Here is a 16696-nt window from a genome sequence, read left to right on the forward strand (position 1 = left end):
CCTCCTTTAGTTCATAACTGAGTGTCGCCTTTATAAACCCAAACTTTGATTCCGATTGTTCCAGACAATGTTTGTGCTTCAGCAGTTCCATAATCAATATCGGATCTTAATGTTTGTAAAGGTAATCTTCCTTCCATATACCATTCTGTTCTAGCAATTTCAGCACCGTTTAATCTTCCTGAAACCATTATTTTAATTCCTTTAGCGCCTTTCTTTAATGCAGCAGAAATTGCTCTTTTCATTGCTCTTTTATATGAAGCTCTCTTTAAAATTTGCGCAGCAATATTTTCTGCAATTAATACCGCTTCTGTTTGAGGATTCTTTATTTCATCAATATTTATTCTTACATTTCTATCATTAACTATTGATTCTATTTCATTTTTTAAATCTTGAATTTCTGCACCTTTTCTTCCTATAATAATACCAACTCTAACTGCTTTAATTGTTATATTAATTTGTGTTGAAGAAGGTCTTTCAATTAAAATATCTCCAATACCTGCTTCAAAATATTTATTCTTAATATAATTTCTTATTTTTAAATCTTCTTCTAAAAATTCTGCATAATTTTGATCACTAAACCAGTTAGCCTTCCAAGGTTTGGAAATTCCTAACCTAAATCCATATGGATGTACTTTTTGACCCACGGATATTCCACCTCACTTCTGAGATTTTAACTCTTTTTCTTTTTCTCTGTCTCTAACTACAACAGTAATATGTGATAATCTTTTTTGTAAGATATCAGCTCTACCTCTACCTCTTGCCCACAATCTTTTCATTCTTGGACCATCATTTACATATACTTCAGCAACATATAAGTTATCTGCATCTAATCCAAAATTATTTTCTGCATTTGCAATTGCCGAAACTAATACTTTATATGTTAATCTTGCAGCTTTTTTAGGACTAAACATTAATATTTGTAATGCTTCATCAACATTTTTACCCCTAATTGCATTTACAACTGATCTTGCTTTTCTTGGAGAAATTCTTAAAAATTTTGCAGTAGCTTTTGCTTCAATTTTTGGCTGTGCTGCTTCAGCTTCTTTTCTTAATTTATGAAAAACAGATCTTTTCAATCTTTTACCATCTTGAACTCTTGATACAGCCATGATTATGTCCCTCCTCATTTCACCTTACCTTTTTTAGCCTTTTTGTCAGCATGACCACCAAATCTTCTTGTTGGTGCAAACTCACCTAATCTATGTCCAATCATATGTTCTGTTATATAAACAGGTATATGTTTCATACCATTATGTACAGCTATTGTATGTCCAATCATTTCAGGTAATATCATTGAAGCTCTGCTCCATGTTTTAATTACCTTTTTTTCACCTTTTTCATTTAATTCTCTTATTTTTTTCAACAGACTTGGGTGTACATAAGGCCCTTTTTTCAATGATCTACTCACTAACAGCACCCCCTAGGTTACTTTTTTCTTCTTCTTACTATAAATTTATCTGATTTTCTCTTACCACGTCTTGTCTTGTATCCTTTTGCAGGTGTTCCCCAAGGACTTTGTGGTATATGACCTTTACTTGCACCTTCACCACCACCCATTGGGTGATCAACTGGGTTCATAGCCATACCTCTAACATGTGGTCTTTTACCCAACCATCTTGTTCTACCTGCTTTACCAAATACTTCATTTATATGATCTTCATTTCCTACCATTCCAACTGTTGCCATACATTTTACGTGAACTCTTCTCAATTCACTTGAAGGCATTCTTAATAATGCATAATTCCCTTCTTTAGCCATTAATTGTGCATATGTTCCTGCGGATCTAGCAATTTTTGCACCTTTTCCAGGTTCAAATTCTATATTATGAACAATTGTACCTACAGGAATTTTTTCTAATGGTAATGCGTTACCAGGTTTAATTTCCGCATTAGGACCTGATAATAATTCTTCTCCAACTTTTACACCTTTAGGAGCTAAGATATATCTTTTTTCTCCATCAGCATATACTAATAATGCTATTCTCGCACTTCTATTTGGATCGTATTCTATAGAAACTACTTTTGCAGGTACGTCAAATTTTTCTCTTTTAAAATCAATAATTCTGTATCTTCTTTTATGTCCACCACCTCTGTGTCTCATTGTTACTCTACCGTATGAATTTCTTCCACCGGACTTTTTGAGAGGTTGAATCAAAGATTTTTCTGGAGTGGACTTTGTAATTTCTGAAAAATCAGTAATTATCATAAATCTCCTTGAAGGAGTTATCGGTTTGAATTTCTTAAGACCCATTATTGCTCACCTCTCCTTATAAATTACCTTGAAGCTCTTTGATAACATATCCTTCAGCTAATTTAACAATTGCTTTTTTCCAGGATCTTGTTTTACCTTCGAATCTTCCTAATCTCTTTGGTTTAGGTTTAACATTCATCACAAATACTTTTTCTACTTTTACATTAAATATATCCTCAACAGCTTTTTTAATTTCTGGTTTTGTCGCATCTTTTGCAACTTCAAATGTATATTTATTTTCGCCCATTAAAATATATGTTTTTTCTGTGAGGATCGGCCTTAAAATTACATCATATTTGAATTCTTTTCTATCCATTAGCCGAGCACCTCCTCGATTTTTGCAACAGTGTCTTTTGTAAGGATTACTTTTTCATTATTTATAATATCAAAAACATTTAATCCATCTACATTTGTTTTATTTCCATTTTTTCCTTGATTTGGATTATCAGCTATAATAACTTTAACGCCAGGAATATTTCTTGCTGATAATTTTACATTAATATATTCATCCTTTTTCCAAGGTAACACAACTAAAGTTTTTGTATTTTCGAATCCAAAATTCTTTAAAACTTCTTTCATTGATTTTGTTCTTGGTTTATCAAAAGTTAAGTCATCAACAACAATCAAATTATTTTCTTTCACTCTAACGCTTAAAGCAGACTTTAAAGCTAATTTTTTCATCTTTTTTGTTAAACTTTTTGACCAATCTCTTGGTTTTGGTCCAAAAGTCACTCCACCATGTCTCCATAATGGTGATCTAGTTGAACCTGCTCTTGCTCTACCTGTATGTTTTTGAGCCCATGGTTTTCTTCCTCCACCTCTAACTTCAGCTCTTGTTTTTGTAGAGGCAGTTCCACTTCTTCTGTTTGTTAATTGCATATCGACATATCTGTATAATACATCTAAATTTGGTTCAATTGAAAAAATAGAATCTTTAACTTCTATAGTTCCAATCTTCTCACCTTTAACTGAATAAAGGTCTAATTGAGCCATTTTACTTACCTCCTATTCTTCATTTTCGGGGCTTACTTTTTGATTGCTTCTCTTATTATTAATAATCCACCCCTCGCACCTGGAACTCCACCTTTAACTGCTATTAAGTTATTTTCTTTATCAATTTTTACAACTTCTGAATTCAATATTGTAACTCTTTCATTTCCATAATGCCCGAACATCTTTTTTCCTTTGAAAACTTTTGCAGGTTCTGTATGGTTACCTGTTGAACCTAAAGCTCTATGGAATTTAGAACCATGTGTTTTTCTTCCTCCACCAAAATTCCATCTTTTAATTACACCAGTATAACCTCTACCTTTTGACCAACCTGTAACATCAATTTTATCTCCTTCTTCAAAAACAGTTACATCGATAACTTGACCAATTTCATATGAATCCACATCTTCTACTTTAAACTCTTTTAATACTCTCATTGGTTTTAATCCTGCTTTTTTGAAAATTCCAAGTTTTGGTTTATTTACTTTATATTCTTTCATTTCTTCAAAACCAACTTGAATTGCAGTGTAACCATCTTTTTCTTCTGTTTTCTTTTGCACTACAACACATGGCCCAGCCTTTACAACTGTGACCGGGATGGCTTTACCATCTTTATAAACTCTTGTCATACCTACTTTTCTTCCTAAAATACCCTTCATGCTTATTCACCTCCAGAGCCCGATCAAAAAATTAAGCCTTCATATCTACTGATACACCTGATGGTAATTGTATCTTTAATAATTGAGTTACAGTTTCTTGAGTTGCATCGTAAATATAAATAACTCTTTTATGTACTCTTTTTTCAAATTGTTCTCTTGAATAATTGTATTTATGTGGTGATCTAATTACTGAATAAATTGTTTTTTCTGTTGGTAATGGAATAGGACCAGATACTTTTGCATTACTTTGTTTAACAGCATCTATGATCTTTTGAGCAGATTCATCTAATAATCTATGATCATATGATTTTAATCTTATTTTGATTAATTTTTTTGCCATACAAACCCTCCTTTAAGCATTTAGCAAAGGGAGCGTGGAAGCTCCCCGATTTTATATTTTATAGCAAATACTTTGCAAAAAGATTTTATTATTCTATTATTTCTGTAACAACACCAGCACCTACTGTTCTTCCGCCTTCACGAACAGCAAATCTCATGTTCTTTTCTAAAGCTACTGGGTAAATTAATTCAACTGTTGCTGTGATGTGGTCACCAGGCATTACCATTTCTGCTCCACCATCAAATTCTACTAATGTACCTGTAACATCAGCAACTTTAATGTAGAATTGTGGTCTGTAACCTTTCTTGAATGGTGTATGTCTTCCACCTTCTTCTTTCTTTAATACATAAATTTGAGCTTTGAATTTTTTGTGTGGTGTAATTGAACCTGGTTTTGCTAATACTTGACCTCTCCATACTTCATCTTTATCAATACCTCTTAATAAACAACCAACGTTATCACCAGCGATACCTTCATCTAATAATTTTCTGAACATTTCAACACCAGTTACAACTGTTTTTCTAATTTCATCTGTCATACCTACGATTTCAACTTCATCTCCTGGGTGAATAGCACCTCTTTCGATTCTTCCTGTAACAACTGTACCCCTACCTGTGATTGAGAATACGTCTTCAATTGGCATTAAGAATGGTTGATCTACTGGTCTTGCTGGTTCTGGGAAGTAACTATCTACTGCATCCATTAATTCATATATTTTTTGTACCCATGGATCATCTTGTGAATCTGCTTCTAATGCTTTTAATGCTGAACCTTTAATTACAGGAACTTCGTCTCCTGGGAATTCGTATTGGTTTAATAATTCTCTTACTTCCATTTCAACTAATTCGATAATTTCTTCATCATCAACCATATCTGTTTTATTAATGAAAACAACAATTGCAGGAACGTTAACTTGTCTTGATAATAATACGTGTTCTCTTGTTTGTGGCATAACACCGTCTGTTGCTGCAACAACTAAGATAGCACCATCCATTTGTGCAGCACCTGTAATCATGTTTTTAATGTAGTCAGCGTGACCTGGACAGTCAATATGTGCATAGTGTCTGTTATCTGTTTCGTATTCAACGTGTGATACATTAATTGTAATACCTCTAGCTTTTTCTTCTGGAGCTTTATCGATTTGATCAAATGGTGTGAAATCTGCGTACCCTTTCATTGATAATGATTTTGTAATAGCAGCTGTTAATGTTGTTTTACCGTGGTCAATATGTCCGATAGTACCGATATTCATATGTGGTTTACTTCTGACGAACTTTTCTTTTGCCATTTTCTTTTCCCTCCTCTATCTTTTGTGATGATATTATTTATTTATTATTTTTTCAGCAACTGAATTTGGAACTTCTTCATAATGAGAGAATTGAATAGATTGTGTTGCCCTACCTTGAGATAAGGATCTTAACACAGTTGCATAACCAAATAATTCTGACAATGGAACTAATGAATGAATTAATCTTGTATTTGTATTTCCAACATTTTCAAATCCTTCAATTCTTCCCCTTCTTGAATTTAAGTCAGCTATTATATCTCCCATATATTCTTCAGGTGTTGTTATATCAACTTTCATTATAGGTTCTAATAAAACTGGATTTGCTTTCTTAGCTGCATCTTTTAGTGCCATAGAACCAGCAATTTTAAATGCCATTTCTGATGAGTCAACTTCGTGATATGAACCATCATATAATGTTGCTTTGATTCCTACCATTGGATATCCAGCTAAAATACCAGATTGCATTGCTTCTTTAATACCAGCTTCAACTGCAGGAATGTATTCTTTAGGAATAACTCCACCAACAATTTTATCTTCAAATTCTAATACTTTTGTATTATCAATAGGTTCAAGTTTAATTTTTACATGACCGTATTGACCTCTACCACCTGATTGTCTGATGTATTTTGCTTCAACATCTGCTTCTCTTCTTATTGTTTCTCTATATGCAACTTGTGGTTGTCCAACTTTTACTCCTACTTTAAATTCTCTTTTTAATCTATCTACAATTATTTCTAAATGCAATTCTCCCATTCCTGAAAGAATTGTTTCTCCAGTTTCATGATCAAGTTTTACATTTAAACTTGGATCTTCTTCTGTCAATGCTTGTAAAGCTTTTGATAATTTTGCTTCATCATTTTTTGTTTCAGGTTCAATCGATAATGAGATAACTGGTTCTGGGAATTCTAATTTTTCTAATACTATTTCTTCGGATTCTTCAGTTAAGGTATCTCCTGTTGTTGTATTTTTTAAACCTACGATAGCTACAATATCCCCAGCTCTGATGTAATCTACTTCTTCTCTTTGATCTGAATGCATAAACATTAATCTTGAAACTCTTTCTTTTTTACCTTTAGTTGAATTTTTTACATAACTTCCCTTTTCTAATTTACCAGAATATACCCTAGCAAATGTTAATTTACCAACAAATGGATCTACCATAATCTTAAATGCTAATGCAACAAATGGACCATTTTCATCTGGATGTAATTCTTTTACGAATTCTCCACTTCTTTCATCATATGCCTTAACAGGCGGTAAATCTAAAGGAGATGGCAAATAATCAACAATTGCATCTAATACTGGTTGAACACCTTTGTTTTTAAACGATGTCCCACAAACCACTGGTACAAATGCACTTTCAATTGTTCCTTTTCTTATAGCAGCTTTTATTTTATCTTCTGGAATATCTTCCCCTTCAAAGAATAATTCCATTATTTCTTCGTCATATTCAGAAATAGCAGTAATTAAATCTTCTCTGTATTGATCAGCCTTTTCTTTTAAATCTTCAGGAATATCCCCATATTCAAATTGAGTTCCATCTTCATTTGTCCAATATATAGCTTTCATTTTTACTAAATCTACAACACCTTCAAAATCTGCTTCAGCACCTATCGGGATTTGAATTGGTAATGGGTTTGTTCCTAATTTATCAACCATTGATTGAACAGCATTAAAGAAATCCGCTCCAAGTTTATCCATTTTATTCATATATGCAATTCTTGGAACATTGTATCTATCAGCTTGTCTCCATACTGTTTCTGATTGAGGTTCAACACCAACTTGCGCATCGAATACAGCAACTGCTCCATCTAATACTCTTAAAGCCCTTTCAACTTCAACTGTAAAGTCAACGTGCCCTGGAGTATCTATAATATTAATTCTGTGATCCTTCCAAAAACAGGTTGTAGCAGCTGAAGTAATTGTAATACCTCTTTCTTTTTCTTGTTCCATCCAGTCCATTGTTGCAGTTCCATCATCAACAGAACCCAACTTATGTTTTTTACCTGTATAGAACAAAATTCTCTCAGTTGTTGTAGTTTTTCCTGCATCTATATGTGCAATAATTCCTATATTCCTTGTCTTATTTAATGGATATAACCGCTCTTTCAAAACAATCCCTCCTCAAAAAATTACCAGCGGTAATGAGCGAAAGCCTTATTAGCTTCAGCCATTTTATGTACGTCGTCTCTCTTTTTAACAGCAGCACCAACACCATTATAAGCGTCAATTAATTCTTGAGCTAATTTTTCTTTCATTGGTCTTCCAGATTTATCTCTTGCAGCTTTAACAATCCATCTTAAAGCTAAAGAAATAGCTCTATCTTCTGGAACTTCAAATGGAACTTGGTATGTAGCACCACCAACCCTTCTTGGTCTAACTTCAATTAATGGTCTTACATTTTCTACTGCTTGATGATAAACTTCCAAAGGATCTTTTTCTAATTTTTCTTTTATTATATCAAACGCTCCATATACTATTGATTGTGCAATAGTTTTTTTACCATCTTTCATAATTCTTACTACTAATTTTGAAACTAAAGTATCATTATATATTGGATCAGGAGTTACTGGTCTTTTTGGCGCTCTTCTTCTTCTCATTTACTTACCTCCTTACTTCTTAGGTCTTTTTGTTCCATATTTACTTCTGCTTTGTTTTCTTCCTTCAACACCAGCTGTATCCAATGTTCCTCTAATAATCTTATATCTAACACCTGGCAAGTCTTTTACCCTTCCACCTCTTATCATAACATTTGAGTGTTCTTGTAAATTATGACCTTCACCAGGAATATATGCTGTAACTTCAATTCCATTTGAAAGTCTTACCCTAGCTATTTTTCTCAAAGCTGAGTTAGGTTTTTTAGGTGTCATTGTAGATACCCTTACGCAAACTCCTCTTTTTTGAGGATTACTTTGTAATGCTGGTGACTTTGATTTTTTCTTAATTTGCTTTCTTCCATGTCTTACGAGCTGATTTATAGTTGGCATAGTATTTTCTATTCCTCCTTTCAATATTTTAAAAAATACCAAGTGTATTTTACCGCAGGTCTTTTTAATTTTCAATTAAAATGTTGTGATGATTTTATTAAGTAACAATTATGTTAAGAAGTTTTTTTATTCGATTCCTTCTTTTTTGATAATCAATTTTTTTTTATATTTTTAAAAATCTTTTTAATACTACTTTTTAAAGTCCTTTTATTTTTTTATAATTATATTTTAAACGTTTTATTGGAATTTATATTTATTAATTTGTTACGATATAATTCACGCTCTTGGGTGTTTTATAATACCTACTATATTATAACACAATAACCGAGTATTTTCCATATATTTCTTCAACATTTTTTTTAAATTCATTATTATATTTTGAACTTAAAACAAATAATGCTCTTCTTTTTACCATTGGAATATCTACATATCCATCGGTAAAAATTATTATACCTTCTGGTCTAATGTTTTCTTCTAAATATTGAACAGCAGGTTCAAGATCCGTTTCTCCTTTCCCTTTTATTTCTATATTTTTCCAATCACCCTTACCATATCTCATAATATTTTGAACATCGTTATCGACCTGAACCAAATATATTCTTGAATCATATATCTTTGATAAGTTCTCTATTTCAGAAAAAAACATAGAATATTCTTCGTCGATTATAGAACCACTTGTATCTATAATTATCGCTATTTTAGCCCCAAAAAGACTTCTCCACCCAGGCTGCCCATCATATCTTCTATTAGGCCTTAATGGAGTTCTATATTTCTCAATAACAATAGAATTACCAAAAAATCTCCTAATTAAATCTTTCCAATCTTTTTTTGATTTATTAATTATTAATGATATAGGAACTTCTAAACCAGAGGGAATATCTCCTTTAGATTTTTCATATGTTTCAGTAACCACTTCACTTACTAAATCACTTACTATTTCATCCATTATCTCAAAATTTCCAAACTCTTCATGCGAATCAACTCTTCCCTCATCTATTAATTCTATGTCTGCTTTATTTGATTTTTCATAATACTCCATAATCCACTTATAATACTCTTCAGCTGTTTTATTAATATAATTTATAGGAGGACCAACAAAAAAATTTTCATTATCTGTACCACAACCTTCATCAAGTAGTGTGTCAAGCGGTACCGAAAAAGCATCCAATTCTCTTATTTGCTGATTAATAGCCGCATCCATTGCTAAATTCCATATTTTTTTATCTTTATTATTTTTTGACTTGATAAAAATATGCCCATGAATTATATGAAATATTTCATGTTTTAATATAGCTTTAGAAAACATTAACCCTTTTGCTTTTAATCTTCTAGGATTATATAATATCTTAAATCTACCATTTTTAGATATTGATAATTTTACTGTTCTTACATTTTCTGAAGGAATATTATCAAAATACATTTTTAGAAAATTATAAAAAATACTTTCTTTTCCTAATTCAATCCAAGCTTTCTCTAAGAGATCCTCCATTTCAACACCTCTATAATTTCATTTAGTCCTTTATTCTTTTTCTTATTTGCAATGTTATTATTATAATACCTATAATCTTCAGTAACATCAGATAATACTTCAATATTCTCTTCTTTTAAAATATTAATAAAATCATTTTTTGTGTATTTTTTTATATCTTTCATTTCTATTTCTAGTAAATACTTTTCATCAATATTATACTTTAAATCGTCTAATTCAATAAATTCATCCAATACAATTTCAGGATTTTCTTTTATTATATAACGCACCTTTATAATCATCTCTTTATTAAATAACTCATTAATATTTTTAGGAATATATTTCTTTTCTTTTTCTATTTTTTCATGTGGAATATTAGTATTTGCTTTATACGCATAGTTCCATTTTTTTATTAATTCATTATTTTTTAATATGATTTGTAATCTCACTCGTTCGATTTCATTTTTTTCATTTCTTAAATACCATTGTACAATACCTATTTTTTTCTTAGATCTATCTATTAATTTCTTAGCAACTTTATCATCAACAATATACTTTCTTTCAATTTCTATCATTTTTTTCATCCATCCTCTTTCTAGGATTTAATATTTTTAAATATAACGGTAAATTAATTTCTCTTCTTTTAAATAATGAAGGGTTTGATAATAACCAACTTTTATATCTTATTGGTTTTTCAAAAGCTTCAACACTTGTTAAATGTAATAATGCATATATTCTCAACAGAAATCCAAATAATATCAAAAATTGTATTCCATGATATTTATCACCTAGTATGTAAAATGTTTTATCTTTCAAAAAATTACCTAATATACCCCCTATACTAGAGGATATTATCGCCGTTATTCCTGAAACAAGAGCATATGCTCCAATGTAATTTTCAGCAGGCTCAGAAACTGTTTCTAATAACAAGTTAAAAAAAGTTAAATTTATAGCAGCCCATGCAAATGCTGAAAAAATACCGTCTAATAGTATCAAACTATGATAATTATATTCCGTCATAACAAAATATAATAATGGAGCTATAGTTGCTAACGAGATTCCTATCATTAAAATATTCTTGTTACCATACTTATCACTTAATCTACCATAAAAAGGATATAATATCATAGTTATAATTCCTGATATAACACTTATATTTCCTAAAAAACTTGTTTTTACACCTAATATCGCTATTTGCAAATATGAAAAATACGGTCTAGTCATTTCGATAGCAAATGTCCAAATAGCCACAAAAATCAAAAAATGCAAAAATCTCTTATCTCTAAATGGTTTTTTTAAATTTATCTTAGCTACATTTTCTTTCATTTCGGGAATTTGATGAAATAAAAATAATATAATTGTTGTTATCGAAAACACCCCTACTAAAGAGGTTACTAATAATATTCCAATCTTTTTATTTGGAAAGTCTAAAAATCTCGAATATATAAAGGTTACTAATATCCCAATAGCGGATGAAAATACATTTCTAACTCCAAAATATTTTCCTCTTTCTTCAAAAGGAACTAATTCTCTCATTGAAGCAGTCCATATATTGCTTATAAACGTACCGAAAAGAGAATATATAGTCATTATAAAAACAAATATCCATGAATTTTTAATATCAAAAAATACAGCTATTGGTAAAAGGATTAATGAACCTCTTCCAATTATAGAAACAAAAATTAAACTTTTTTTCCTATTACCAAATAATTTATACCAAAAGGGTGTAAATATTTGAAACATTTGAGAAAAAACCGGAAAAGATGAAATTAAAGATATCTGAAAAGGATTAGCATTAAAATATAATGCTATTGAAATTATAATAAATGTCTGAGTAGCTACAAAAAAAGCATTAAAAAACATTGCTTCTACTATTGACAATTTTAATGTTCTAGATAATTTAAATTTAACCATCCCCTTTATTATTTTATATAAATATTATATCATTTTATATCATTAAATGATATATCATTTTATAGAATACTTTGACCATTTTAATTAAAAAATCCCAAGAGAAATCTCTTGGGAGAATTTTAATTTTGATATAAGACATAAGCAGCTAATGGTTCTAAAACTATTAAATTTTCAACGGTTTCTAATACATTAATACCTGATTTTTTATCATTTACAACAACATTCCATTTTCCTTTAGGTAAATTAAATTGAACTTTTGATGAATTTGCATTATAAATAACCAAAATATTTTTCCATGTATCATTATTAGCGTTATTTTTAATAATATAAGCAACCATCCTTTTTTTAGGTGTATTTATAAACTCAATATGTTCTTTAATCATTTCAGCATCAGTCATTCTAAATGCAGGATGCTCTTTTCTTAATTCTATTAACCCTACATAATATTCAAATATATCATAATATTTTTCTTTTCTTGACCAATCAAAAACATTTGGTTTTTCTTTATTATATGGATTATGATCTCCATTTTTGGTTCTTGCAAAATCAACTCCACCATGTAAGAATGCTATACCTTGCGATGTTAAAATTATGGCATTAGAAAATTTTTGAGATTTCTTTAATAAATTTTCAACTTCTGATGGAATACTTTCTTTCCATGGTTCATACCCTAAAGCCAATGCGTTTTTATCCCACAATGTATTATTATCATGATTTGATACATAATTTATTGTCTCCTCAGGATCGCTAGCCCACAATCTAATTCTAGAATCATATTCAATAGATCCTACAACTCCTCTTTTTATTTTTATTTCTTTACCTAAGGATCCTAATCCAAATCCTTTAACTTTAGCGTCAAAAACACTACCTCTAATTGCATTTCTAATGTCATCATTAAAAACTGCAACTTTTAAACCTTTTTGATCTCCTTTTCCAAATAACAACTTCCCTCCACCTGTCCAAGGTTCTCCATATATTAATATGGAATCATCTATATTATGCAATTCTTTGGTAATTAATTCAATAGTATCTTTATCTATTAAACCCATTAAATCAAATCTAAAACCATCTATATGATACTCATTTGCCCAATACTTTACAGAATCTACAATAAACTTTCTAACCATAGGCCTTTCTGTAGCAATTTCATTACCAACACCAGATCCATTTGTATAATGCCCTGTATCATCTGTTCTATAATAATAATATGGAACAGTTTGATCAAATGCAGAACCTTCACCAACAACAGCTGTGTGATTATAAACCACGTCTAAAATTACTCTAATATTATTTTCATGGAATTTTTTTATCATTTCTTTTACTTCTTTTATTCTAGAATTAGGGTCAAATGGATTAATAGAATAAAAACCGTCAGGAACATTATATAATTTCGGATCATATCCCCAACCATATTGCTCTTTAAATTTAGTTTCATCAATAAAATATATATCTTGAATAGGCATAATATGAACATGAGTTATACCCAATTCTTTTAAATGTTCTAAACCAGTTTTTACTCCACCTGGACCAACAGTATTTTCTTGTACTAAACCTAAATACTTTCCTCTCAATTCTTCTTTAACACCTGAATTCTTATTTATTGTAAAATCCTTTACATGAATTTCATATATAATTGCATCCTCCGGATTAATAAAAATCGGTTTAATATCTTTATCCCAATTTTCAGGATTTGTATCTTTAAGATCTATAACTGCTGATTTTTCCGAATTAACAGATACCGCTATTGAATAAGGATCCACCGTTTCTCTGTATTTGCCATATGAAAAAAATCTATATTTGTAATACATTCCTTTTAAGTCACCATTTACTTTAACAAACCATACTCCTTCTTTAGATTTTTCCATCTTATATATTTTATCCGGAATTATTGAGTTATAGTCTTTGTACAATAATAGTTCTGCATTTTTTGAAATAGGAGACCATACTTTAAATATTGTATTGTTTTTTGAATAAGTAATTCCTAAATCATTGCCATTATAATAAAAATTATCTAAAATTCCTCTCATTATTACATTTTTTTCTACATAGTTTTCTAATTTCACTTTTAAGTTTAAATCAACATTATAAAATGGTTCATTTAGAACTATTTTAATTTTATTTGTTTTTGAAATATCAGTTGGATCTAATTTAACAACATCTTTTATACTTAATTCTTTTCCTTCAGAAAATACATGAACCTTTCCTTTCCAATCATTTATATCAAAAGGTGTTGTTAAATATAACTTTATTTCAGTAGAAGAATCCATTATAGCACTCAAAATTCTAGGACTTATATCAATATCTTCCGCTTTTGTATAAGGCTCTTCTACACTAGTTACAACCCATATTTCAGCTACTCCCGTATCAGGAATCTTAACAAATCTATCTTTAGATACATCTTTTGCTTGCCATTCATTTAAACGAACTATGTAACCTAACTCAGAATGTTTTTCATTTAATACAATAATAGCATATGGACCAAACTCATCTTTACCAGTAAAGTTATATGCATGTCCCTCTAATGATTCCGGTTTATGAGGCCAAACCCATAAATTCCATCCATTATAATTGTTGTCAAAACGATGGTAATGTAAAATTAAAACCGTTTTACCTCCAAAATCTTCAGCAGTCTTACCTAAACCGTATTCTGGAAAATTTGCAAAGAATAAAATTGAAATAAATAACAATATAACAGTTAATAATATTTTTCTCATAAAATCCCTCCTTCAATTAAATTATAACAATGAAGTTAATTTATATAAATTAAATAATTAGTTATAAATACAAATTATAATAAATTATAGCAAATTATTATTATATATAATAAAAAATCTATGTATAATAATAAAAAAAGCTCCCTTTTAGGGAACTTTTTATTTTTTTTATAATATGATATAATATTACGTTCTAATTATGGTATAATAATTTTTGCAAAGCAAAAATAAAAGCCGGCTAATGCCGGCTCTGGCTGGGGCGGATGGATTCGAACCACCGAATAACGGAGCCAAAATCCGCCGCCTTACCGCTTGGCCACGCCCCAATCACAGTAATTATTATATCATATTTTTTCATTTTGTCAACATCTTCATGTTTCTAAAATAAAATAAGATTATTACAAAAAAATAAATTAACAAGGAGGAATAGTATGAGATTTGAACTTAATATTAAAAATAATCTAATATATGTAGAAAAAGGAACAACATATTTAGAAGCCATAAAAGATATAGATCATCCTTTGAAAATATTAGCTGTAAAACATAATAATAATATAAAAGAATTAGGAAAAATTATTGAAGACTCTGGAAAAATAGAACTTTTAGATATTTCTACTATTGATGGTTTTAGAATATATCAAAGAGGAGTTTTATTTCTATTATATATGGCATTAAAAGAATTATATCCTGAAGATAAGCTTTTTGTTCACCATTCAATAGGCGATGGACTATACTGCGAATTAAAAAGTGGCAAACCTTCACAAAAAAAACTTGAAATTTTAAAAGAGAAAATGTTAGAATATGTAAAAAAGGATTTGCCTTTTAAGAAAAATACAATTAATAAATTTAAAGCAATGAAAATGTTTGAAAATATTGGATTAAAAGATAAATCCGATTTATTTAAATATAGAAAAAAAGATAAGGTTAATATATATATTTGTGATAAATATTTTAATTATTTTTATGGTTACATGCCTCCATCTACTGGTTATACTGATCAATTTGATTTAATTGCTATAGATGATGGATTTGTAATTATACACCCAACGCCAAAATCACCAAATAAAGTACCTGAATATAAGCATTTCCCTAAATTATCATATACATTTAATGAATATAAAGAATGGTTAAAAATATTAGAAGTAAGTACAGTTGGAGAATTAAATGAATTAATATCAAAAGGGCCAAATGAAGTTGTAGAATTAATTCGTGTATCAGAAGCTCTTCATGAAAAAAAATATGCTCAAATTGCAGATGATATTATTAAAAGAAAAGGAGTTAAAATAATTTTAATAGCTGGTCCTTCGTCATCAGGAAAAACCACATCAGCTAAAAGATTATCATTGCAATTAAAAGTTAATGGTTTAAAACCTATCCCTATATCTTTAGATGATTATTTTGTAGATAGAGAAAAAACACCGAGAGATGAAAATGGAAATTATGATTTTGAGTCTATACATGCATTGAATTTAGATCTATTTAATATTCATTTAAAAAAATTATTAAATGGCGAGGAGATAGAATTACCAAGATTTGATTTTGTTCATGGAAAAAGTATTCCAAGCGGAAACAAAATCAAAATTGAAGATGACCAGGTCCTTATAGTAGAAGGAATACATGGTTTAAATGAAACATTAACTGCTAGTATCCCAAGGGATTTTAAATATAAAATATATGTAAGCGCGTTAACACAAATGAATTTAGATTCTATGAATAGAATAACTACAACAGATACAAGGTTAATAAGAAGAATTGTAAGAGATTTTAAATTTAGGGGACATTCTGCTTTGGCAACTTTAAAAATGTGGCCAAGTGTTAGAAGGGGTGAAGAAAGAAATATATTCCCATATCAAGAAGAAGCTGATATAATGTTTAATTCAAATTTAATATATGAACTTTCTGTATTAAAAATATTTGCTGAACCTTTATTATTATCTGTTAATAATTCTCATCCGGAATACTCGGAAGCTAAAAGATTATTAAAGTTTTTAGATTATTTCCTACCTATAACAGAGTTAGAAGAAATACCAAGAAAATCTATTATTAGAGAATTTATAGGAAGAAGTACATTTAAATATTAATTGAA

Annotated in this window: 17 protein-coding genes and 1 tRNA gene; 1 reads left to right on the forward strand and 17 read right to left on the reverse strand. The window is 29.5% G+C overall.

The window, feature by feature from the left end; all coding sequences use genetic code 11:
* Positions 1–11: 11 nt before the first annotated feature.
* From rpsC to AS160_RS05535, 17 genes are all read right to left on the reverse strand, one after another.
* Entirely contained in the window at positions 12–644 is a 633-nt protein-coding gene (rpsC, locus tag AS160_RS05455; protein ID WP_165146059.1) for a 30S ribosomal protein S3, read from the reverse strand.
* 12 nt (positions 645–656) lie between these two features.
* Complete coding sequence (rplV, locus tag AS160_RS05460) at positions 657–1109, reverse strand: 50S ribosomal protein L22 (RefSeq protein ID WP_346774426.1); 453 nt, start codon at positions 1107–1109, stop codon at positions 657–659.
* A 14-nt stretch (positions 1110–1123) separates the two neighbouring features.
* Positions 1124–1408 (reverse strand): 30S ribosomal protein S19, encoded by a 285-nt coding sequence (rpsS, locus tag AS160_RS05465; RefSeq protein WP_047265682.1) that lies wholly within the window; start codon positions 1406–1408, stop codon positions 1124–1126.
* A gap of 17 nt (positions 1409–1425) precedes the next feature.
* On the reverse strand, positions 1426–2250 hold the full coding sequence (rplB, locus tag AS160_RS05470; protein WP_165146065.1) for a 50S ribosomal protein L2: 825 nt from the start codon (positions 2248–2250) through the stop codon (positions 1426–1428).
* Positions 2251–2266: 16 nt separating this feature from the next.
* Positions 2267–2566 (reverse strand): 50S ribosomal protein L23, encoded by a 300-nt coding sequence (rplW, locus tag AS160_RS05475; protein ID WP_165146068.1) that lies wholly within the window; start codon positions 2564–2566, stop codon positions 2267–2269.
* Positions 2566–3243, reverse strand: a complete 678-nt coding sequence (rplD, locus tag AS160_RS05480; RefSeq protein ID WP_165146071.1) for a 50S ribosomal protein L4 — start codon at positions 3241–3243, stop codon at positions 2566–2568. Before rplD ends, rplW begins: the two co-directional genes overlap by 1 nt.
* A gap of 32 nt (positions 3244–3275) precedes the next feature.
* Complete coding sequence (gene rplC / locus AS160_RS05485; protein ID WP_165146074.1) at positions 3276–3899, reverse strand: 50S ribosomal protein L3; 624 nt, start codon at positions 3897–3899, stop codon at positions 3276–3278.
* A 31-nt stretch (positions 3900–3930) separates the two neighbouring features.
* The gene (gene rpsJ / locus AS160_RS05490) at positions 3931–4239 is read right to left on the reverse strand and encodes a 30S ribosomal protein S10 (RefSeq protein WP_165146077.1); all 309 of its coding nucleotides are present in this window, start codon (positions 4237–4239) and stop codon (positions 3931–3933) included.
* A gap of 88 nt (positions 4240–4327) precedes the next feature.
* On the reverse strand, positions 4328–5527 hold the full coding sequence (gene tuf / locus AS160_RS05495; protein ID WP_165146080.1) for an elongation factor Tu: 1200 nt from the start codon (positions 5525–5527) through the stop codon (positions 4328–4330).
* Positions 5528–5560: 33 nt separating this feature from the next.
* A complete protein-coding gene (gene fusA / locus AS160_RS05500) occupies positions 5561–7639 on the reverse strand; it encodes an elongation factor G (protein ID WP_165146083.1) in 2079 nt (692 codons plus the stop codon).
* Positions 7640–7659: 20 nt separating this feature from the next.
* Complete coding sequence (gene rpsG, locus AS160_RS05505) at positions 7660–8127, reverse strand: 30S ribosomal protein S7 (RefSeq protein ID WP_165146086.1); 468 nt, start codon at positions 8125–8127, stop codon at positions 7660–7662.
* A gap of 12 nt (positions 8128–8139) precedes the next feature.
* Positions 8140–8514, reverse strand: coding sequence for a 30S ribosomal protein S12 (gene rpsL, locus AS160_RS05510; protein WP_165146089.1), 375 nt, complete (start codon positions 8512–8514; stop codon positions 8140–8142).
* Positions 8515–8824: 310 nt separating this feature from the next.
* Positions 8825–10003: a VWA-like domain-containing protein gene (locus tag AS160_RS05515; protein ID WP_165146092.1), complete on the reverse strand. Its 1179-nt coding sequence runs from the start codon at positions 10001–10003 to the stop codon at positions 8825–8827.
* Positions 9988–10557, reverse strand: coding sequence for a hypothetical protein (locus AS160_RS05520; RefSeq protein ID WP_165146095.1), 570 nt, complete (start codon positions 10555–10557; stop codon positions 9988–9990). The genes AS160_RS05515 and AS160_RS05520 overlap by 16 nt, the downstream gene beginning before the upstream one ends.
* Positions 10544–11896, reverse strand: a complete 1353-nt coding sequence (locus AS160_RS05525) for an MFS transporter (RefSeq protein ID WP_165146098.1) — start codon at positions 11894–11896, stop codon at positions 10544–10546. The genes AS160_RS05520 and AS160_RS05525 overlap by 14 nt, the downstream gene beginning before the upstream one ends.
* Before the next feature lie 119 nt (positions 11897–12015).
* On the reverse strand, positions 12016–14610 hold the full coding sequence (gene pulA, locus AS160_RS05530) for a type I pullulanase (RefSeq protein ID WP_165146101.1): 2595 nt from the start codon (positions 14608–14610) through the stop codon (positions 12016–12018).
* A 251-nt stretch (positions 14611–14861) separates the two neighbouring features.
* A tRNA-Gln gene (locus tag AS160_RS05535) sits at positions 14862–14936 on the reverse strand.
* 105 nt (positions 14937–15041) lie between these two features.
* Here AS160_RS05535 and AS160_RS05540 point away from each other — a divergent pair.
* On the forward strand, positions 15042–16691 hold the full coding sequence (locus AS160_RS05540) for a nucleoside kinase (protein ID WP_165146104.1): 1650 nt from the start codon (positions 15042–15044) through the stop codon (positions 16689–16691).
* Positions 16692–16696: the final 5 nt, after the last annotated feature.

The sequence above is a fragment of the Marinitoga sp. 38H-ov genome, from assembly GCF_011057715.1.
In the GTDB taxonomy this organism is placed as follows: Bacteria; Thermotogota; Thermotogae; order Petrotogales; family Petrotogaceae; genus Marinitoga.